The organism is Euzebyales bacterium (assembly GCA_035461305.1).
GTDB lineage: Bacteria > Actinomycetota > Nitriliruptoria > Euzebyales > JAHELV01 > JAHELV01.
On record DATHVN010000141.1, the window covers coordinates 96,105 to 116,248 of the forward strand.

20 protein-coding genes and 1 pseudogene are annotated in these 20,144 nt (G+C 71.8%); 10 read left to right on the plus strand and 11 right to left on the minus strand.

Translation table 11 applies throughout. The features are described 5' to 3' along the window. Positions 1 to 900 carry an aminotransferase class IV gene (locus tag VK923_13350; protein HSJ45660.1) on the plus strand — a complete coding sequence of 300 codons (900 nt, stop codon included), beginning with the start codon at positions 1 to 3 and terminating at the stop codon, positions 898 to 900. A gap of 217 nt (positions 901 to 1,117) precedes the next feature. Here VK923_13350 and VK923_13355 read toward each other — a convergent pair whose 3' ends face one another. Then, positions 1,118 to 2,290: an NAD-dependent epimerase/dehydratase family protein gene (locus tag VK923_13355; GenBank protein ID HSJ45661.1), complete on the minus strand. Its 1,173-nt coding sequence runs from the start codon at positions 2,288 to 2,290 to the stop codon at positions 1,118 to 1,120. Positions 2,291 to 2,505: 215 nt separating this feature from the next. On the opposite strand from VK923_13355, the gene VK923_13360 reads away from it, so the two are divergent. Next, complete coding sequence (locus VK923_13360; protein HSJ45662.1) at positions 2,506 to 3,054, plus strand: GtrA family protein; 549 nt, start codon at positions 2,506 to 2,508, stop codon at positions 3,052 to 3,054. Positions 3,055 to 3,247: 193 nt separating this feature from the next. Here VK923_13360 and VK923_13365 read toward each other — a convergent pair. Next, positions 3,248 to 5,389: pseudogene (locus VK923_13365) on the minus strand (glycosyltransferase). Then, on the minus strand, positions 5,286 to 6,269 hold the full coding sequence (locus VK923_13370; GenBank protein HSJ45663.1) for an NAD(P)-dependent oxidoreductase: 984 nt from the start codon (positions 6,267 to 6,269) through the stop codon (positions 5,286 to 5,288). The pseudogene VK923_13365 and the gene VK923_13370 overlap by 104 nt, the downstream one beginning before the upstream one ends. A gap of 257 nt (positions 6,270 to 6,526) precedes the next feature. On the opposite strand from VK923_13370, the gene VK923_13375 reads away from it, so the two are divergent. Next, positions 6,527 to 7,024 (plus strand): YbaK/EbsC family protein, encoded by a 498-nt coding sequence (locus VK923_13375; protein ID HSJ45664.1) that lies wholly within the window; start codon positions 6,527 to 6,529, stop codon positions 7,022 to 7,024. Between the two features lie 15 nt (positions 7,025 to 7,039). Here VK923_13375 and VK923_13380 read toward each other — a convergent pair whose 3' ends face one another. The 5 genes from VK923_13380 to VK923_13400 form a co-directional block, all read right to left on the minus strand. Next, the gene (locus VK923_13380) at positions 7,040 to 7,387 is read right to left on the minus strand and encodes a DUF1232 domain-containing protein (protein ID HSJ45665.1); all 348 of its coding nucleotides are present in this window, start codon (positions 7,385 to 7,387) and stop codon (positions 7,040 to 7,042) included. 50 nt (positions 7,388 to 7,437) lie between these two features. After that, positions 7,438 to 7,770, minus strand: a complete 333-nt coding sequence (locus VK923_13385; protein HSJ45666.1) for an AzlD domain-containing protein — start codon at positions 7,768 to 7,770, stop codon at positions 7,438 to 7,440. Beyond that, positions 7,767 to 8,153 carry an AzlC family ABC transporter permease gene (locus tag VK923_13390; protein HSJ45667.1) on the minus strand — a complete coding sequence of 129 codons (387 nt, stop codon included), beginning with the start codon at positions 8,151 to 8,153 and terminating at the stop codon, positions 7,767 to 7,769. Before VK923_13390 ends, VK923_13385 begins: the two co-directional genes overlap by 4 nt. Continuing rightward, the gene (locus tag VK923_13395) at positions 8,123 to 8,452 is read right to left on the minus strand and encodes an AzlC family ABC transporter permease (GenBank protein ID HSJ45668.1); all 330 of its coding nucleotides are present in this window, start codon (positions 8,450 to 8,452) and stop codon (positions 8,123 to 8,125) included. The genes VK923_13390 and VK923_13395 overlap by 31 nt, the downstream gene beginning before the upstream one ends. Positions 8,453 to 8,657: 205 nt before the next feature. Further along, on the minus strand, positions 8,658 to 9,563 hold the full coding sequence (locus tag VK923_13400; GenBank protein HSJ45669.1) for a helix-turn-helix domain-containing GNAT family N-acetyltransferase: 906 nt from the start codon (positions 9,561 to 9,563) through the stop codon (positions 8,658 to 8,660). A gap of 110 nt (positions 9,564 to 9,673) precedes the next feature. On the opposite strand from VK923_13400, the gene VK923_13405 reads away from it, so the two are divergent. The 5 genes from VK923_13405 to VK923_13425 all read left to right on the plus strand — a co-directional run bounded on the left by VK923_13405 (position 9,674) and on the right by VK923_13425 (position 15,284). Continuing rightward, positions 9,674 to 10,165 carry a DUF4395 domain-containing protein gene (locus VK923_13405; GenBank protein ID HSJ45670.1) on the plus strand — a complete coding sequence of 164 codons (492 nt, stop codon included), beginning with the start codon at positions 9,674 to 9,676 and terminating at the stop codon, positions 10,163 to 10,165. A 49-nt stretch (positions 10,166 to 10,214) separates the two neighbouring features. Beyond that, the gene (locus VK923_13410) at positions 10,215 to 10,988 is read left to right on the plus strand and encodes a TspO/MBR family protein (GenBank protein HSJ45671.1); all 774 of its coding nucleotides are present in this window, start codon (positions 10,215 to 10,217) and stop codon (positions 10,986 to 10,988) included. Between the two features lie 82 nt (positions 10,989 to 11,070). Continuing rightward, entirely contained in the window at positions 11,071 to 12,420 is a 1,350-nt protein-coding gene (locus tag VK923_13415; GenBank protein ID HSJ45672.1) for a hemolysin family protein, read from the plus strand. A 34-nt stretch (positions 12,421 to 12,454) separates the two neighbouring features. Further along, positions 12,455 to 13,492, plus strand: a complete 1,038-nt coding sequence (locus VK923_13420) for a hemolysin family protein (GenBank protein HSJ45673.1) — start codon at positions 12,455 to 12,457, stop codon at positions 13,490 to 13,492. 55 nt (positions 13,493 to 13,547) lie between these two features. Continuing rightward, positions 13,548 to 15,284: a hypothetical protein gene (locus VK923_13425; protein HSJ45674.1), complete on the plus strand. Its 1,737-nt coding sequence runs from the start codon at positions 13,548 to 13,550 to the stop codon at positions 15,282 to 15,284. 2 nt (positions 15,285 to 15,286) lie between these two features. Here the strand turns inward: VK923_13425 and VK923_13430 are convergent, their stop codons facing one another. The 3 genes from VK923_13430 to VK923_13440 form a co-directional block, all read right to left on the minus strand. Beyond that, the gene (locus VK923_13430) at positions 15,287 to 15,721 is read right to left on the minus strand and encodes a pyridoxamine 5'-phosphate oxidase family protein (protein ID HSJ45675.1); all 435 of its coding nucleotides are present in this window, start codon (positions 15,719 to 15,721) and stop codon (positions 15,287 to 15,289) included. An 82-nt stretch (positions 15,722 to 15,803) separates the two neighbouring features. Then, entirely contained in the window at positions 15,804 to 15,962 is a 159-nt protein-coding gene (locus VK923_13435) for a hypothetical protein (GenBank protein ID HSJ45676.1), read from the minus strand. A 555-nt stretch (positions 15,963 to 16,517) separates the two neighbouring features. Then, positions 16,518 to 16,850, minus strand: a complete 333-nt coding sequence (locus tag VK923_13440; protein ID HSJ45677.1) for a PLP-dependent transferase — start codon at positions 16,848 to 16,850, stop codon at positions 16,518 to 16,520. Positions 16,851 to 17,273: 423 nt separating this feature from the next. On the opposite strand from VK923_13440, the gene VK923_13445 reads away from it, so the two are divergent. Next, complete coding sequence (locus tag VK923_13445; protein HSJ45678.1) at positions 17,274 to 19,292, plus strand: hydantoinase/oxoprolinase family protein; 2,019 nt, start codon at positions 17,274 to 17,276, stop codon at positions 19,290 to 19,292. Then, a partial coding sequence (locus VK923_13450) for a hydantoinase B/oxoprolinase family protein (GenBank protein ID HSJ45679.1) occupies positions 19,293 to 20,144 on the plus strand: 852 nt, incomplete at its 3' end.

Below are 20,144 nucleotides of genomic sequence, written 5' to 3' on the forward strand. Positions count from 1 at the left end.
ATGCTCCAGCAGTTCGACGAGCGCAACCGGGACCTGAAGGTCAACATCAACGGCCGCCTGGTCCACCGCGATGAGGCAGGCGTCAGCCCGTTCGACTCGGCGGTGCAGGGCGGCGACGCCGTCTGGGAGGGGCTGCGGGTCTACGACGGACGGGTGTTCCGCCTGACCGAGCACCTCGACCGCCTGCGGGCGTCGGCCAAGGCGATGGCGTTCACGCACATCCCCTCCCACGCGGAGCTCACCCACGAGCTCGCGCGGACGCTGGCCGCCAACGACATGACCGACGATGTGCACGTCCGGCTGACGCTGACGCGCGGCGTCAAGTACACCAGCGGCATGGATCCGCGGTTGAACGTCGAGGGACCGACGCTGGTCATCGTCGCGGAGCACAAGGCGCCCGTGTACGACAGCAGCGGGATCCGGCTGATCACGTCGGGGATCCGGCGCATCCCGCCGGACTGCGTCGACCAGAACATCCACTCGTGCAACCTGATCAACTCGATCCTGGCGAAGATCCAGGCGAACGCCGCCGGTGTGGACGACGCGCTGATGCTCGACCTCGCCGGCGCCGTCGCCGAGACCAACGCCACCCACGTGTTCGTCGTGCACGACGGCCGGGTGTTGACGCCCCGGACGGCGTCGTGCCCCGAGGGCATCACGCGGGCCGTGGTGCTGGAGCTGTGCGCGCACCACGGCATCGACGCCGAGGTGCGCGACCTGTCACTGACCGACGTCTACCGGGCCGACGAGATGTTCTGCACGGGCACCATGGGCGAGGTCGTCCCGGTCGTCGAGGTCGACGGCCGGGCGATCGGCGCCGGCGACCGCCCGGTGACGAGCCGTCTGCGCGGCCTGTTCGCTGCTCTCGTCGCCACCTCGGGCACCCCCATCCTCCGCTGACAGGACCCGGACCTCCCATCACACGTTCGAACGCGGAGTTCGGGTGTGGGCAGAACCTCGGCGCAGGCCCGACGTTCGCTCCCCACCCCGACGTTGGCAACCGAGGGTGGTGTGCGAAGTTCGGGGCGGTGGAAGGTATGTCGGATGGAGGCGTGCGATGATGCAACAACTGTGCGTTGTGTCGCGTCCGCACGGGTGGTGACGGGAGGGGCGCGGATCAGTCCTCGTGGGCAGAGCGGGGGTTGGCCGTAGCGCGCCAGTCCACGGTGGGACGCATCGCTCGCTCGTCGATGCGGTCACGGTGGCGCTCGACCACGCCGAACAGTGACTCGATCAGCGTGTCTGCGAGCAGGTGCGGCTCCAGGCCGAGCTCGACCAGCCGGGTGTGCTTGACGTTGTAGTAGTGCGTGTCAGCCTCGACGCGCGGGTTGTCGAGGAACTCGATCTGCGCGTCCTTGGCATAGGTCTCGGCGACGGTCTTGGCCAGCTCGGCGACCGACTTCGACTCGGTCATCTGGTTGAAGACCCGGAAGTCGCCACGTTCGGCCGGGTGCTCGGACGCGAGCCGGACGCATGCCGCGGTGTCGCGGATGTCGATCAGCCCGCGGGTCTGCCCACCGGAGCCGTAGACGGTGAGCGGATGCCCGATGACAGCCTGGATGATGAAGCGGTTGAGCACCGTACCGAACACCGCGTCGTAGTCGAAGCGCGTCGCCAGGCGCGGGTCCCGCCCGGTCTCGGGCGTCTCACAGCCGTACACGATGCCCTGGTTCAGGTCGGTGGCGCGCAGCCCCCAGATCCGGCAGGCGAACTCGATGTTGTGGCTGTCGTGCACCTTGGACAGGTGGTAGAAGGACCCCGGCCGCTTGGGGAACAGCATCCGGTCGGTGCGCCCGTTGTGGGTGACGTCGAGCCACCCCTCCTCGATGTCGATCTCGGGGGTGCCGTACTCGCCCATCGTCCCGAGCTTGACCAGGTGGATGTCCCGGTCGACCTCACCGATCGCGAACAGCACGTTCAGCGTGCCCACCACGTTGTTGACCTGCGTGTACACGGCGTGCGAACGGTCGATCATCGAGTACGGAGCGGCACGCTGCTCGCCGAAGTGCACGATCGTGTCGGGTCGGAACGACCGGATCATCTCGATCGTGAACTCGGGGTCGGTGAGGTCGCCCACGTACGTGGCGATCCTCTGGCCGGAGACCTCCTCCCAGACGCGGGTGCGCGTCTGCAGGGTCTCGATCGGCACCAGGCTCTCGACACCGAGCTCGTAGTCGTACTGGCGGCGGGCGAAGTTGTCGGCGACGGCGACATCGTGGCCGGACTGCGACAGGTGCAGCGCCGTGGGCCACCCGAGATATCCGTCTCCGCCGAGAACCAGCGTGCGCATGTGAGTCCTTTACACCTTGGTGACCGCAGAAGCTACTACGCAGGTCGCACAGTGCCAACTGATCCGGTGGGCCTGGCGATCGGGGTGCATGATCGCCATTTCACCTGACGAACGAACATGTGTGGACGGGCCGGTGTGGTGGACGGGCGGCGTGCACCTGGGCGATCCGTGCGCCTGTGAGGCGGCATACCGCCTGACACCGTAGCATCAGGCGCGTGACCTCAAGACGCGACACGACGCCGGCGTCCCCGACCGGCGCACTGGCCCGACTCGCAGGTCTGTGGGACAGGCCCGGGGTCCAGCGGTTCTCCAGGTACACCGCGGGTTCGGTGGTTGCCTTCGGCACCAGCAACCTGACGTTCCTGGTGCTGTACGGCCTCGGCTGGACGTCGCCCCAGGTCGCCTCGGTCCTCGCCTTCGCCGCCGGCATCCCTGTCAACTACGTGCTCAACCGCCGATGGGCGTGGCAACGCCGCGGACGCCCGGCGCTGCGCGCGGAGGTGCTGCCCTACGGCGGGGTCGTGGGGCTCAGCGTCGTCGCCGCGGCGGCGGGCACGTGGGCGGCCGACCGCTGGCTGCAGTCCGTCGGCCTGCCCCGGGCGGTCGAGGTCCTCCTGGTCGACGCGACCTTCATCGCGATCAACGGCGGCCTGTTCCTGGCGAAGTACGTCCTGCTGGACCGGCTCGTGTTCCGGGACCGCCCGACGACGGGGCCACCTGGCGGCCGCGGCCGGCGTCCTGCCGACAGCGAGCGCGTTCCCTGAGCCACGTGCCCACGACCACGCGCCCGTAGTGCAGGCCGTAGAGCAGGTTGTGGCCCTTCTTCGACGCGCCGGCAGCGCGCTCCCGCATGGTCGTCGGGACCTCGACGACGCGGAACCCGTGAGCGAGCGCGCCGATCAGCAGCTCCGACGACTGGTACTGCGGCTGGCTGAGCACCACCGCCTCGGTGACTTCGGCGCGCATCGCCCGCAGGCCGAACGATGTGTCGGTGATCCGCTGGTTGGTGAGCGCGCTGACCAGCCACGCGTAGAACCGGACACCCGCCCGGCGGACGGCGTCGGTGGTCTCCTCGCGCCCCAGACGGCGGGACCCCGTGACGAAGTCGGCCTCGTCTCGCAGCAGCGGTAGCAGCACGGTGCGCAGCTCCGCCGGGTCGTACTGGCCGTCGGCGTCGAGCGTCGCGATCCATCGCGCGCCGCACGCTCGCGCGACCCGGTAGCCCAGCCGCAGCGCGGCGCCCTGGCCCCGGTTGACACCTGGCTCGACGACGTGCGCGTCGTGCCTCCGGGCGACCTCGGCCGTCGCGTCGGTCGACCCGTCGTCGACCACGACCACGCTGACCGGGGTCGCCTCGATGGTCGACGGCATCTCCGACAGCACGCCACCGATGGCATCCTGCTCGTCGTAGGCGGCGATCACCACGGCGAGCGGCCCCAGCCGCGGCGCCTGGTACATGCGGACGAACCGCGCGACCGCGGCGTCGTCGATGGCGTCGCCGCCGGTCCCGGTCGACGTCTGGTCGGCGGTGGTGGTCATGGCGCGGTTCCGATCGGTGAGTGCAGTCACGCCAAGTGCACCGGCGATGGGCATCATGACGAGCGCGGGCAGCATATAGCGCCACGAGAACTCGTACACGGCGGGCAGCATCGCCACGATGACGCCGGTGACGGACCACAGCAGGCACGCGGCCCGCAGCGGGGAGCGGCGGGCGCCTCCGATGCCGAGCCCTCCGGCGAGCCCGGCCAGCAGCGCCAGGAGCAGCACGGGGCCCGGCGTGTAGCCGATGCTGAGCTGGTAGGCGCGAAGCGCCTCCGCCAGTCCCGGCGAGACCTCGGCGCGCGCGCCGAACTCGGCCAGGACCTCGTCATACTGGCCGTACCGGGGGTAGACCTCCTGGAACTGCCAACGGCCGACGTCGACGTCGTTGGGGAACTGCGCCCTCGTCGGCCAGAACATCTTGCCCATGTCGATCACGATGGCCTTCGCGAGATCCCACGGCTGCTGACGGACGACCCGCATGCCGAACTCCCGTAGGGACTGGTCCTCGTTCATGCCACGTGGTGGGTCGTGGCGGTTGATCGGGGACTCGGTGTTCCACACGTAGTTGTCGATCTTGAGGCGCTGCCCGAGGGGCTGGTCGGGACACAGGTCGCGCTGGTCGGCGGGGATGTCGATGCGGTCGCAGTCGACGAGGACGGCGACGCGCCCGTAGATCATCCGGCCGCCCACCGGCGTGAGGGTGAAGTCGCCGGTCCACGACTGGAAGTAGGCCATGTAGCCGACCACGGGGATCGCGAACAGCGTCGTGAACAGCGCAGCCGCCAGCGCCCGTTGCGACCACCGGCGTCCGCGCTCGAACAGCAGGTGGACGACGCCCGGCACGACGACGAACTGACCGATCAGGCGCACTGGCACGGCCAGGCCCAGCACGAGGCCCGCGACGGCCGCGGTCACCAGGCGGCGGTCGATCGGACGATGCCGCCCGACGCCGTCGACCAGCAGGACGAGGCCGACGAAGACCATGACCTCGAACAGCGTCTCGGCCAGGACGTTCTGCTCGATCTGGAGCTGGTAGGCGTCGAGCAGCACAGGGGCCGTGGCGATCGCGGCCAGCCAGCGGCGGGTGCCGGCGCGGAGCAGCAGCGCGTAGATGCCCACGGCGAGAGCCAGGCCCATCCCGTGCTGCACGATCGGAACGACCCCCAGATCCCCGAGGGCCGTCAGCGGCCGCAGGAACACCGAGTACCCGACGGGACGGGCACCCGACGGGCGCAGCGGGCCCATGTTGACCAGGTACGGCAGCGAGTCGATGTAGAGAAGCGCCGGCTGGTACGCGAGGAAGGTGACCACCCGCAGCGCGAGGCCGGCGACGAACAGGACCCCGAACATCCAGTGCCGGCGCAGCAGGCCGCTCCCCTGCCGGCCCGCCTCCGCGGCTGCGGTCGGGGTGGGGGCAGTGCGCACGGTCGCCATGGGCTCCAGATGGTCAGGGTCAGCGCCCCGCCATGGCGGACCGTACCGCGTCCGGCGCCGGCACGCGTGGGAGGGCCCCGTGACTGTGGCCGTCGAACTCGTGCCAGACCCGGCGGAGGCCATCGACGAGCGCGACCCGGGGCTCGTAGCCGATGCTGCGGGCACGGTCGATCGAGACGATCACGGCCGGCATCTCGCCCGGCTTGGCCTCGACGTGCTTGACGGGCAGTTCGTGGCCGGTGGCCTCCCGCGCGGCGTCGACGAGGTCCAGCACGCTGATCGACGATCCCGACCCGACGATCATCGGGCCGTCGACCTCGTGCTCCCACGCCAGCATGACTGCCCGGCAGACGTCCGCGACGTTGACGAGGTCGCGTCGCTGGGTGCCGTCGCCGTAGACCTGGACGTACTCACCCGACAGCGCCGCCCGCATCAACCGTGGCACGAAGCTGTCCTTGTGCGCCATGCCCTCGCCGTAGACGTTGGTCAGGCGCAGCGAGCACGTCAGCATGCCGTACGAGGCGCCGTAGCCGCTGAGGAGCATCTCGCACGCGGCCTTCGTGGCACCGTAGGGCGTCAGGGGCTGCAGGGGGAGACCCTCGGCGATCGTCCGCGCGCCCACGTCACCGGTCACCGCGTTGGTCGACGCGAAGAAGAAGCGGCCGACGCCGGTTTCGCGGGCGCGCTCGAGCAACGCGGCCGTGACCTCGACGTTGTCGACCATCGTCTCGCGGGGGTGCCTCATCGACGCGAGCACGGACGTGCGCGCGGCGAGATGGACGATGCCGTCGAGGTCGTCGGTCACCACCCGCTCGACCACCTCGGGGTGGCGCAGGTCGCCGACGACTGCCGGCGTGATTGCGTCTTCACCTGGGTGCCGGTCGACGCTGCGGACCTCGGCTCCTGCCGAGCGCAGCATCGCCACGACCGAGCGACCGATGAACCCGGAGCCCCCGGTCACGAGGACGCGGGCGCCGTCGAGCGTTGATGTCAGAACAGCCATGCGCAGCGACCTGCCGTCGAGTTCAGTCTCCAATCGCGGTCCGCTCCGCCATGATCGCGGAGCCCCGTGCACGACCACGGTGACCGGCTTCCGGGCCGGTGAAACTCCAACGGGGCAAGGTTCCACAGTGACCGGCCACGTCGGACATTGACAAACTACCGCTGTCGGTGGTCGTGTGCCGACCCGGCCGACCGTGCCACCGGGCGACCGGTCGGTGCACTCGGACGCGCAACCGGTACGGTGCCTGCGTGCAACCGATGGACGCCGACGCGCTCGAGAGCCGGGTGCTCGACGTCGCCAGGACGCTCGATCCCGACGTCGAAGCCATCTGGATCGATCCCGACCTGGCTGACACGGCCACCTTCTGCGCCCACTATGGCCATGCCATGGAGGAGTCGGGCAACTGCATCCTGGTCAGATCGAAGACGGGTGAGCTGCGCTACGCCGCATGCATCGTGCAGGCGACGCGGCGCCTCGACCTCAACCGGCACTCGCGGTTGCTCGTCGGGGCCCGCAAGGCTTCGTTCGCGGGCACCGACGAGACGACCGAGCGCACCGGGATGGTACCTGGCGGCGTGACGCCCCTGGCCCTCCCCGACGATGTGCCTGTGTTCGTCGACGCGCCGATCATGGCGCTCGACAGGGTGATCCTCGGTGGAGGTGGCCGACGCCTGAAGCTGCGGCTGCGTCCAACCGCGCTGGAGGCGCTGGCGCAGGTGAGGGTCGCCGACATCAGCCGTCCAGCCCCGGCGTGACACCTGGCGTCCGCGTCAGCGGCGGTCGCCACTGTCGTCGGACAGCCGCCAGTCGGTCGCGTCGATCGCACGCCGGTCACGCACCCGCCGTTGAACGGGCTCGCCCGCGGCGGGCGGCTGCACCTGGTCCAGCACGTAACGCACCAGCGCGACCAGCACCGCGACGTCGTCGAGCAGGCCCAGCGGACCCAGCAGGGACTCGGGCAGCGGATCGATCGGCGACAGCAGCCACAGGACCGCGCCGGCGATCGCCAGTTTGGCCTTGTTGGGGACCCGCCGGCCACGCAGCAGCGCCCGGATCCCGAGGATCAGCAGGACGATCGTCGCGATGGCGACGACCGCCGCGATCACCCAGCCACGCACGCGAACCCCCTGTCCACTCCCAAGCGTAGCGCGGATCACCCGGCCGGCGGTCACGCACCCACGCCGAGCGCCGTCAGCCCCGCGAGCGCCGCACCACCGACGAGCAGCGTCGCCACGACGCTGCGGGTGCGCCACGCGACCGCGGCGGCGACCAGGCCGGCGAGCGGTCGTGGGTGCCACAGCAGCAGCCCGCCGTCGGGCCGCAGCACCGCTGGTGCCACCAGGGCCGCCAGGGCCGCCGGCGGGATCATCCGCAATCCGTCGCGCACACGTGGCGGCAGGTCGCGGGCGCGGTGCGCCACGGTCAACAGCACGGCCCGCACCAGGTAGGTCACGATGCCGCCGCCGATGATCACCATCCATGCCGTCGCCGGCTCGATCATCGCGCCGCCATGACCACGCCGGTGCTGATGCCGGCCGCTGCGCCGAGCAGCAGCCCGGTGCCCGCCGGCAGCCCTGCCCCGAGGACGGCGACCACGCCACCGACCGTCGCGGCGGCCGCGGTGGCGCGATCGGTGATCGCCGGGATCAGCAGCACCATGAAGACCAGCGGCAGGGCGAAGTCGAGCGGCAGGCCCTCCGGCAGCGTCGTGCCGATGAGCAGTCCCGTAGCGGTCGCCACCTGCCACGACAGCCACATGACCACCGCGCCGGCCAGGTAGAACGCGAGACGCGCCCGGGGTCCCAGGTCGCGGTCGCGGTACGCGGTGACCGAGACGGCGAACGCCTGATCGGTCAGGACGTACGCGGCGCCGAGCCGGGGCACGAGTCCGACGTCGGCCAGGTGCGGTGCGAGGACCGCCGAGTACATGACGAACCGCAGGTGATGATCGCGACCGTGCCGATGGCGACCAGGGGCGGGGCACCACGGCCGAGCACCTCGATGGCCGCGAGCTGTGATGCCCCCGCGTACAGCACCGTGGAGAAGCCGAACACGCCGGCCGGCGCGACCCCGTGGTCGACCGCCGTGACGCTGGCGACGATGCCGAACGGGACCACGCCGATCAGCAGCGGCGCGATCGCGCGGGCGCCGTCCCATGCGGCACGGCGCACGGTCTGGCCCATTGGTTCCTCCTGGGGGACGAGGAACGACGGTACCCGTGCGCACCGCGCGGCGGAGGGCCGACGTGCGGTCCCGTCACCATCGCACCGCGGTGGCCGCCTGGACGCGCCACCGCTCGTGAGGTGGCTACACGCGGACGGCCGGCTCGGTCAGGTCGATGACGGGGGCGTCGTGGTGCGCACGAACGGTGTCGACCCCGGCCGGCCGTCACCGTGACGTGAGGTGCTTCTCGAAGAAGAGCTCGGCATAGGGGTTGCTGTTGTAGCGGGGGATGTCGCGGTACCCGGCACGGCGGTACATGGCGATGGCGTCGGTGAGCGCTCCGTTGGTGTCAAGCCGCACCGTGGCACAGCCGAGGGCGACCCCGTGCTCCTCGAGCGTGCGGAGCAGCCGCGCTCCGAGCCCGAGCCCCCGCATGGCATCGGCGATCCACATGCGCTTGATCTCGGCGATGCCGTCGCCCAGCACCTGGACGCCACCACACCCCGCCAGACGTCCGTCGACGCGTACCAGCACGAAACGTCCGGCCGGCATGGACAGCGCCGGTGCGTCGGCCTCGGTCGCGGCGCCGGGATCAAACCCGCCCGTGAACCGGCTGTCCAGCTCCTCGAAGTAGCGGGTCAGGGCCTCGCGGGCGTCAGGCGTCCGCGGATCGGTGAGCTCGAACGTCGCCTGCGCTGCGGCGAGCAGCCGGTCAGCCTCGCCGAGCGCGACGGCCAGGCGGTCGCGGTGGCGGGGCGCCAGCCCGTCGACGACGGCGGCCGCGAGGCGGTCAGCCCGCTCGTCGAGCCGGCTCCACTCGTCGCCGCCTTCGACGGTCAGCCGCGCGATGTGCTGCCTGGCGTCAGCCGGGTCGGCCACGACCTCGACGAGCCCGTCAGCCTCGAGCGCCCGCAGGATGCGGCTGAGGTAGCCGGAGTCCAGGTCCAGGTCGGCACGCAGGTCGCGGACCGCCATCGCGTCGTCAGGCCTGGTGCCGATCTCGAAGAGCACCCGGGCGTGGCCGAGCGGGCGGTCGAGGCCCAGGAACCGCTCCTCGAGGACGCCGATCCGCGTGGTGAACGACCGGTTGAACCTGCGCAGCACACCGACGTGGTCCATTGCGTCGATCATGTCCGATATCTCTGACTCAGGTCAGAGATTGCCGACGCGGAGGCATCGAGCGCCGGCTTTGCAGCGTTCCCACTGCGTGTCGGCCGTCGAGGGACCTAGCGTTGAGCGCCATGCGAAGGTTGTTCAGCTTCCCCGATCCCGTCAACGAGGTCTCCGCTCGCCTCGTCGCCGCGGGTGTCGTCATGCTGTGCGTCGCAACGCTCTCGGGCGCGACCTGGCTGCTTCCCGTGCTCGCGTACGGGTTCGTGGCGCGCGTCGCGACCGGCCCGAGGCTGAGCCCCCTCGGCCAGCTCGTGACCCGCGTCGTGACGCCGCGGCTGCCTGTGGCCCCACGACCGGTCCCCGGACCGCCCAAGCGGTTCGCGCAGGGCATCGGCGCCACCCTGTCGGTGACCGCTGTGGTCATGCACGTCGGCTTCGCCGCCACGGGCCCCGCGCTCGTGCTCGTCGGCATGATCGCGGTGGCCGCGACGCTCGAGTCGGCGTTCGGCCTGTGCCTGGGCTGCTGGCTGTTCGCCCGCCTCATCGACCTGGGGGTGATCCCGCCCCACGCGTGTGCGGCGTGCGCCGACCTGCGCCTGCACCCGTCGACGACGACCTGACACGCGGTAGGTGCGTAGGATCGGAGGTCCCACCGCGCCGAGGTGACGCATGACCACCGCGACCGACGCGTGGCCGCACCCCGCCTGGCGTCAGCTCCTCAATGTCGCCGCCTACGCGCTGGTCATCACGGTCAACGCGCTGGCCAACGCCCTGCCGATCAACGGCATCACCAGCGGCGCGGTGTCCGACCGCTATCCGACGTTCGTGACGCCGGCGGGCTACGTCTTCGTGATCTGGGGCGTCATCTACGCGCTGCTCGCGGTCTTCGTGGCCTGGCAGGCGCTGCCAGCCCAGCGCGACGACCAGCGGATGCAGCGGTTGGGGCTGGCGTTCGCGGCGAGCTGTGCGTGCAACGCAGCCTGGCTGTTCGCGTGGCACCACCTGCGGATCGAGCTCGCGTGGGCGCTGATCGTCGCGCTGCTCGTGACCCTGGTCGCGTGCTACGAGCGTGTGGGCGGCCCGGTCGGCTCGCGCATCGAGTGGCTGGCCGTGCGGCTGCCGTTCAGCGTCTACCTGGCATGGGTCACCGTCGCAACCATCGCCAACACCGCGATCGCCGCCGTCGACGTCGGCATCGACGGCGGCGCCGCAGCGCCACTGTGGGGTGCCGTCGCGCTGGCGGCCGCGTCCGCCGTCGGCCTGCTGATGCTGGCGCGCCGCGGCGACGTCGCGTTCGCGTTGGTGCTGGTGTGGGCGTTCACCGGGATCGCGGTGGCCCAGGCCGACCGCAGCGGACTGATCCCGGTGGTGGCCGGGACGGCGGCCGTGCTGCTCGCTGTGGCCGCGGCGGTCACCTGGCTGCCGTCACGCACACGCGCATGAGGCCTGGACGCGTGGGCCACAATGGCCGTTCCATGCCGGACCCGATCACGTCCCGATCGTCACAGTCCCACGAGGCGTCCCGATGACCGTCGCCTGGGTCCTCCTCGCGCTCGCGGCCGCCATGCTGCTCGCCAACGCGTTGTTCGTCGCCGCCGAGTTCAGCTTGGTGATGGTCGACCGCTCACAGGTGGCTGACGCCGCCAAGGAGGGCGACGAGACCGCGGCCGGCGTGCTCGAGGCGTTGCGGAGCCTGTCGACCCAGCTGTCCAGCGCGCAGCTCGGCATCACGGTGACCTCTCTGATCGTCGGCTACCTGGCCGAACCGTCCCTGGCCACATTGCTGCGCGGCCCGCTGTCCGCGCTCGGCGTCGCCGAGGGTGCGCTGCGGGGCATCGCCGTCACCGTCGCGCTGGTCGTCGCGACCGGGCTCCAGATGGTCCTCGGTGAGCTGGTTCCCAAGAACCTCGCGATCGCGCGACCGTGGCCGGTCGCGGCCCGCGTCGTCGGTCCCCAGCGGACCTTCACGCGCCTCGCCGGCTGGCTGATCCGGCTGCTGAACGGCAATGCCAACGCGATCGTCCGCCTGCTGGGCTTCGAGCCGCAGGAGGAGCTCGCGTCGGCCCGTGCGCCACAGGAGCTGCAGTCGCTGGTGCGGCGCTCGGCGGAGCTCGGCACGCTGCCGCGGCCGACTGCGGCACTGCTCGCGCGCGCCCTCGAGTTCGGCGAACGCTCCGCCGCCGACGCCATGACGCCCCGCGCGCGGGTGCAGTTCGTGGACGCCGAGACATCGGTCGCAGAGGTCCTCACCAAGGCCCGGCACAGCGGCCTGTCGCGCTTCCCCGTGACCGGCGAGGGCGGCTCGGACGACATCGTGGGTGTCGTCGACCTCCGCCACCTGCTACGGGTCCCACGGGAGGAGCGGTCGACGACGCCGGCGCGCGACGTCGCCGTCGAGCCGCTGTTCGTGCCCGAGGCGATCGAGCTCGATACGTTGCTGCGTCAGTTGCGCAACACGGGCACCAACCTTGCGGTCGTGGTCGACGAGTACGGCGGCACGGCGGGCATCGTGACGCTGGAGGACCTGATCGAGGAGCTGGTCGGCGAGGTCGAGGACGAGCACGACCAGCCGGTGGCGCGCGTGCGGCTGGGACGTGACGGCACCTACGTCGTCACCGGCCTCCTGCGCCCCGACGAGATCCGCGCACTCGGCGTCGAGGTGCCCGACGACGACGGCTACGACACCATCGCCGGCTTCATGGCGGACGCGCTCGACCGCCTGCCCGAGACGGACGACGAGGTCGACGTAGGCGACTGGACCATGCGGGTGATCCGCATGGACGGCCTGCGCGTCGACCGCGTCAAGGTCACACCGGTGATGCGTGACGAGGACGGCGCCGACGCCAGCGAGGACGCCGACGGGGTCACGACGTGAGCCTCGCAGCCGCCGTCATCGGGATGCTGCACCAGTGAGCGGCGCGGGTGCGCTGTGGCTCACCGCCGGGCTGCTGCTGGGCAACGCGTTCTTCGTGGGCGCGGAGTTCGCGCTGATCTCAGCGCGCCGGAGCCAGATCGAGCCGCTCGCGGCCGACGGACGGCGACGGGCACGGACGACGCTGTGGGCCATGGAGCGGGTATCACTGATGCTGGCGGGCGCGCAGCTCGGCATCACCGTCTGCTCGCTCAGCCTGGGCGCGGTCGGCGAGCCCGCGATCGCACACCTGCTGGAGGGTCCGTTCGAGGCACTGGGGATGCCAGAGTCGCTGCTGCACCCCGTCGCGTTCACGCTCGCGCTCGCGATCGTGGTCTACCTGCACATGGTCCTGGGCGAGATGGTCCCCAAGAACGTCGCCCTGGCGGCGCCGGAGCGGTCGGCGCTGCTGCTCGGCCCACTGCTGGCCACCATCGTCCGCATCGCCAAACCGGCGATCTGGCTGCTGAACGCGATCGCGAACGGCGTGCTGCGCCTGCTGCGGGTCGAGCCGCGCGACGAGGTGTCGTCGGCCTTCACCGCCGAGGAGGTCGCGGCGATGCTGTCCGAGTCCCGCCGGGAGGGGCTGCTCGACCACGAGGAGCACGAGCTGCTGACGGGCGCTCTGCAGTACGAGCGGGTACAGGCCCGGGACCTGCTCATGGGTCCGGACGATCTCGTGTCGCTCGACTGGCCGGTCACCGCGCAGCAGGTCGAGGACCTCGTGGCGCGGACAGGGTTCTCCCGGTTCCCTGTCCGCGACGAGGACGGCGCGCTCGTCGGCTACCTCCACGTCAAGGACGTGCTCGACCTCGAGCCCGACCAGCCGGTGCCCAACGGTCGCATCCGCGCGCTGCCGACCGTCGACGCCGACGCGACCGTCGACGACATCGTCGAGGAGCTGCAACGCACGGGCAGCCACCTCGGCAGGGTGAGCTCGGCTGATACCGTCCTGGGCGTGGTCACCCTCGAGGACGCAATCGAGGAGCTGATCGGCGAGGTCGTCGACGCCGCACACACCGGTGCGACGGGTTGAACGGCAACCCCGGCCGGCAGTGGACCGCCGGCCGGCGCGTCTTGGCCAAGGGGTCATGCAGCGATCCGGAGACATCGAGAGGCACAGGGCGATCGTCGTGCTCGTCGGCGCGCTCGTCGCCCTGGGTGCAATGCTGGCGCTGCGCGACCCGGGCGGACCGCCCGAGCCCCGGGCCACGGCGACGTCACCGGCGGTGCCCGAGGTGGCGGGTGCACCCGCCGAGCTGGCCGCGCCGGTCACACGCATCGCAACGGGCGCCTCCGTGCCCGACGCACTCACCCTGGTCGGGCACGTGCACACTGCGGTCGTCGCGCCGCCCGGACCCGACCGCATGCGCGCCGCCCACCTGGCCCACATGCTGCGGGCGCCACTGGTGATCGTCCGTGCGGGCGGGCCGGACGCTGGAGCGGGCGGCCGCAGCGAACACGCTGGTCGGGCCTCCGCCCGTCCGTCCGCGCAGGCGCGGTCCGAGGCCGCCGCCGCGATGCGGCGCATGGGGGTCGTCCGCGCGGTCCTGGTCGGCGACGCGGTCAGCGACCAGGCGGCCCGCGACGGCGGGGTGCGCGAGGTCGTGCGGCTCCGCCCGGCGACCCGCCGGCGGCCGACCGGCCGACAGCTCATCAGGTGGGCCGCGGGCGGCAGGGCGCCCGGGAAGCGCAACGACCCGGGCTTCGACGACCGCGCCGTGCAGGACCTGCTCGACACCCTGCCCGCACCGGCCCCACCGACCCGCGTCGCGGCGCTGGTCCGCCCCAGGGGGTACGAGGCGGTGCACGTGGCCCTGGCCGCGCGCGCGGTCGGGCACACCGTCGTCGCGACAGCCGCCCGCGACCTGCGCGGGGACGCCCGCCTGATCGACCGGCTGGCTGAGCTGTCACGGGATGGCGAGGCACCCCGGGTCGTCCTCGGCGGCGGCGGGATGGCGTCGCTGAAGCGTCGCGAGGTCGCCGCGCAGGTCGCCGTCGCGGCGACCGGCGTCCGGCTGCCGGGAGGCGGCCAGCTGGTGGTCGACCCGCACTTTCCGCACGCGCGGCGGTACGTCGGGCTGTACGGCGTGCCACAGTCGGCGGCCCTGGGGGCGCTGGGCGAGCAGCCGGTCGACGCGTCGGTCACGCGGACGCGCCGGCTCGTGCGCGAGTATCGGCAGGCCGTCGGCTCAATGGCCGACATCATCGGCTGCTTCGAGATCATCGCCACCATCGCCTCGAGCGCGGCCGGCCGCGATGGCAACTACGCAGACGAGCTGTCGATCGCCGATCTCGAGCCCGCCGTGCAGGCCGCGAGGCGGGCCGGGCTGTACGTGCTGCTCGACATCCAGCCAGGCCGCACCGACTTCCTCACCCAGGCACGGCGGTACCGCAGGCTGTTGCGCCGCCCCCACGTCGGGCTCGCCCTCGATCCCGAGTGGCGGCTGCGACCTGGTGAGAAGCACCTCGAGCAGATCGGCTCGGTCGACATCGACGAGGTCAACGAGGTGGCCGGGTGGCTCGCCGACCTGACCCGACGCCGGCGGCTGCCGCAGAAGATGCTTCTCATCCACCAGTTCCGCCTGTCGATGGTGCGCGGGCGCGAGCGGCTCGACACCAGCCGCGACGAGCTGGCCTACGTGATCCAGATGGACGGGCAGGGGCCGCAGGGCAGCAAGCTCGAGACCTGGAACGCCATCACCGCCGCACCGCCGGACGGCGTCCACTTCGGCTGGAAGAACTTCTACGACGAGGACACGCCGATGCGCTCACCCGAGGCGACGATGGCGCTCACACCGCCGCCGGTCTTCGTGTCGTACCAGTGACGTCAGGCGGAGGCGCGCGGCCCGATCACGCGCCGACCGGTGATGCGATCGATGTCGAGCCGCACCAGCTGCTCGTCCGCGCCGGCCGCCCACGACGCCAGGTCCTCGTCGGCGGCCGCAGCCACCTCGGGGTCGCGCACGATGTCCAGCGACCCGACCGCCAGGACGCTCCAGCCGTCGTTCCACTCCTGGTCGACGGCGTCGACCTCGAACGCGACGCGCTGGTGTCGCAGCGCGGCATAGAGCTTCGACCCCTCGAACGTGCGGAAGTACACGGCGTCGTCGATGACCGCGTAGTTGACGGGCAGCACGGTCGGCCAGTTGGGATCGCCGTCCTCGACGAAGGCGACACGGCCCAGCCTGGTCGGGTTGGCCGCCAGCAGGCGCCGGCACTCCGACTCGTCAAGCTCGGCGATCCGGTGCATCTGGCGCGTCATGTGACGTCCTCCTCCGACGGCTCGGAACGTGCAAGATAGCGGTCGTGGTCACCGTGGCACCGGCATTTTCCACCTCGTGGCTTCAGTCGCGCGTCGTGACGCGCAGACGGGCGAGGTGGTCGTCGACGTCCTCCGCGGCCACCGGCCGACCGTCCTCGGTCACCAGCACGGGCGCACGCGCGTCGGTCGGCAGGAGCATCTCGGAGCGGCGCTGGAGGTAGACGGCCGAGTGGGCGGTCATCGGCAGGTCCGCCAGTGTCAGCGCGAGCAGCTCGCGCGCTGCAGCCCGCGGTCAGCAGCGATCGGACCAGCCGCAGCTGTCGGTTGAGGAACGCCGTACGGCGGATGTCGGACCTCTGTCGCTCTGACCCGGGCTCGTCGAACAGGGGTGGGACACCGGCGTCTGCGGGGCCACCGACGCCATCGTCGATGAAGCACAGGTCGATCGCCTCCGCCCACGGCAGCAAGCTCAGGGCAGCGCGCGCGTCCGCCAGGATCAGCCAACCGTAGCGCGGGAGCCGGAAGAACGGCGGCACCCGCAGCCGCACGTGCACGCATCCGGCGCCGCCCGCGATCTCGAACGACACGAGCGGTCCGTAGCCCCCGGTCATCTGCCGGTCCGCCACCACGCCGTGCGGCGCGACGCCGGGGTGGTGGACGGCCGTCACCAGGCCATGGTGCCGCAGGTGCCGGGCGATCTCGAGCGCGCCCGCGGACTGGGCGGAGATGCGCAGTGCCAGGGTGCTCAGGCTCCGGGTCGCCAGCCACGCCTCGAACGCCCCGGGGATCCCGCCGGTCAGCGTCCGCCACTGCCGCAGCCTGTGCACCAGCTCGGCGTCCTGAGTGACGACCGCGCCGAGCAGGAGGTCGAGTGGCCGGCCACCGCCTTCGTCAGCGAGTAGACCGTGGCGGCGGCACCGAAGCGCGCCGGCTGCTGCAGGACCGCGGTCGCGACCGTGTTGTCGGCGACCGTCAGCGTGCCGTGGCGGGCGCAGATCGCACCGAGCTCGGCGAGATCGGCGACGCGCAGGAGCGGGTTGATCGGCGTCTCCACCCACAGCGCGGCGCCACCCCACGGCGACCGCCCCGTCGACGGCGGCCGCGTCGAGCAGGTCGACCGTGACGACATCGACCCCGGCGACGCCGCCGACGTGGCGTGCCAGCTCGCGGGGTGTTGTAGTAGCCGTCGTCGGGCACGACGATCCGCCGGTGGGAGCGCGCCAGGTCGGCGAGCAGCGCGTGCGACGCCGCCTGTCCCGAGGCGAAGAGCACCGCGTCGGCCTCCTCCAGCGTTCCCAGACCGCGCTCGACCGCTCGCCAGTTGGGATGATCGGCCCGCAGGTAGTCGGACGCGTCGGCGACACCGGCCGAGACCACGTAGCTGGACATGGTCAGCGTCGAGCCGGCCGGGTCACCGGCGGACGGCGGGGGCATGGCGTGCAGCAGCGCGGTGGAAGGATCTCGAGACATCAGGCCTCCGTCTGGCGATCGGCCCATTGGCGGGCTGGACAAGGAAAAGGAATAGTTCAATCCAAACGTCATGGAGCGTGACATGAGCGATGACCATGCCGCGGGCGTCGACGTCGGTGGCACCTTCACCGACGTGGTCATCGTGGCACGCAGCGGGGACACCCTGCGACCACGCGCCATCAAGACGCCGACCACACCGGACGACCAGGGCGAGGGCGTCGCCAACGGCCTGGACGCGAGCGGGTCCGGTGACGCCGTGCGCCTGGTGTGCCACGGCACGACGACCGCGACCAACGCGATCCTCGAACGAGACGTGGCACGGACGGTGCTGGTCACGACCACGGGCTTCGCCGACGTGCTGATCATCGGCCGCCAGGCACGGCCCTCGTTGTACGACCTCGCGGTCACGCGGCCCGAGCCGCTGGTCGCCTCCGACATGGTGGTGACCGTCGACGAGCGCATGGGCGCCGACGGCGGGGTCGTCGTCGAGCTGACCGACGAGGAGGTCGGCAGGGTCGTCGACGAGGTGGCTGAGCTCCGGCCGGACTCCGTCGCCGTGTCGCTGCTGTTCAGCTACGCCGACGACGCCCACGAACGCCGGTTGTGCGCAGCGCTCGAGGATCACCTGGACGTGCCGGTGACGCGGTCGAGCGCGCTGCTGCCGGAGTTCCGCGAGTACGAGCGCGCCTCCACCTGCACGCTCAACGCCGCCATCGCGCCGCGGATGCACCGGTACCTGTCGGGGCTGCACCGCCGACTCCCCGACGTGACCATCTCCGTGATGATGTCGGGCGGCGGCACGACCGACATCGACAGCGCCGCGGCCGAGCCCGTGCACACGCTTCTGTCCGGCCCCGCCGCCGGGGTCGTCGCCGCGGGGGCGATCGCCGCAGCCGCGGGCTATCCCGATGCCGTGGCCTTCGACATGGGCGGCACATCGACGGACGTGTGCCTGATCCGCGGCGGGCAGCCGGAGATGTCCAGCGAGTCCAGCATCGACCGCCTGCCGTTCAGGACGCCGTCGGTCGCGATCCACACGGTCGGCGCGGGGGGCGGGTCGATCGCCTGGATCGACCGGGGCGGCGCCCTGCGTGTGGGCCCCCGGTCGGCTGGGGCGGTCCCGGGCCCGGCGTGCTATGCCAACGGCGGCACCGAACCGACGGTCACCGACGCCCACTGCGTGCTGGGCCACCTCGACCCGGACCGGCAGCTCGGTGGCGGTCTCACGCTCGACGTCGGCGCCGCCGGCCAGGCGGTCGGCACGTTGCCGGACGACGCCGACGGCGCCCGCGGCATCCTGACGGTGGTGCGGGCGACCATGAGCCGTGCGCTGCGCAAGGTCTCGACCGAACGCGGGGTCGATCCCGGGGGTCTGGCGCTGGTCGCCTACGGCGGCGCCGGGCCTCTGCACGCCAGCGCGCTCGCTCGTGACCTCGGGATGCGCGCGGTGATCGTCCCACCCGCCGCGGGCGTCCTGTCGGCATTGGGGCTCCTGCTGGCACCACCGCGGGCGGAGGTCTCCCGGACGCTGATGACCGCCGCTGGCGACGACCTCGACGACGTGTGGCGCCAGCTGTCGGACGAGGCGGGCAAGGCGCTGCAGGCGCAGGGTGCGGTCGGCGAGCCGACCCTGACCAGGATCGCCGAGTGCCGCTACGTCGGGCAGTCGCACGAGCTGCGGGTCGACGCCGGTGACGGCGACGGGCGAGGGCGAGCGCAGCGAGCCGGTGGGCGGGGACCCGACATCGTCGCGACGTTCCACCGCGCGCACGAGGAGGCGTACGGCTACCGGATGCCCGAGGAGCAGGTCCAGCTCGTCACGGCGCGCGTGGTGGCTGAGGGCGAACCGGTGCTTGCGGAGCCTCCCGGCGAGTGGGAGCACGACACGGCGGAGGAGCGCACGCGCGACGTGGTCATCGACCGCGACCGGGTGACGACGCGGGTCGTGTCACGTGGCGCACTCGATGTCGGTACCGAGCTCACCGGACCCGTCCTCGTCGAGCAGTCCGACACCACGACCCTCCTCGCTCCGACCGACACCGCCCACATCGACGAGCACCGCAACCTGATCATCACCTTCGACGACGGGCAGGGTGGGTAGATGGCCGAGCAGACGCTGTCAGCGGTCCAGCTCGAGGTCGTGCGCCACGCGCTGGCCGGGGTCGCCGACGAGATGGGGGTCGCACTCCGGCGGGCCGCCTACTCACCGAACATCAAGGAGCGTGCCGACTGCTCCGCCGCCGTGTTCGACCCCGACGGGCAGATGGTCGCGCAGGCCGAGCACATCCCCGTGCACCTCGGCGCGATGCCACGCAGCGTGGAGGCCGCCATCGCGCGCTTCGGCGACCGCCTCGTGCCAGGCACCCAGGTCCTGCTCAACGACCCGTACGCGGGCGGCACCCACCTGCCCGACCTCACGCTCGTCGCTGCGGTCGGCGACGACGACGGCACCCTACTCGGCTATGTGGCCAACCGCGCCCACCATGCCGACGTCGGCGGCGCCGCGCCCGGCTCGATGCCCGCCAGCGCGACCGACATCGCCATGGAGGGACTGCGCATCCCACCGATCCTGGTCGACGTGGACGGCGAGGTGCGCGACGACCTGCTGGAGCTGATCGCCGCCAACTCCCGGACGCCGGGTGAGCGCCGAGGCGATCTGCGGGCGCAGTTCGCCGCGAACCACGTCGGCGGCCGCCGCCTGCGCGAGCTCGCCGGCCGCTACGGCGTCCAGGGACTCCACACGGCGATGCGGGAGGTCTGCGACTACTCCGAACGCCGCGTCCGCGCTGCCATCGCCGACATCCCCGACGGCACCTACCGCGCCAGCGACGTCCTGGAGCTCGACGAGGAGGCGACCATCGCCGTCGAGCTGACCGTCGACGGCCACGATGTGACCGCCGACTTCGCCGGCACCGACCCGCAGGTCCCCGTCAACGTCAACGCCGTGCTCGCG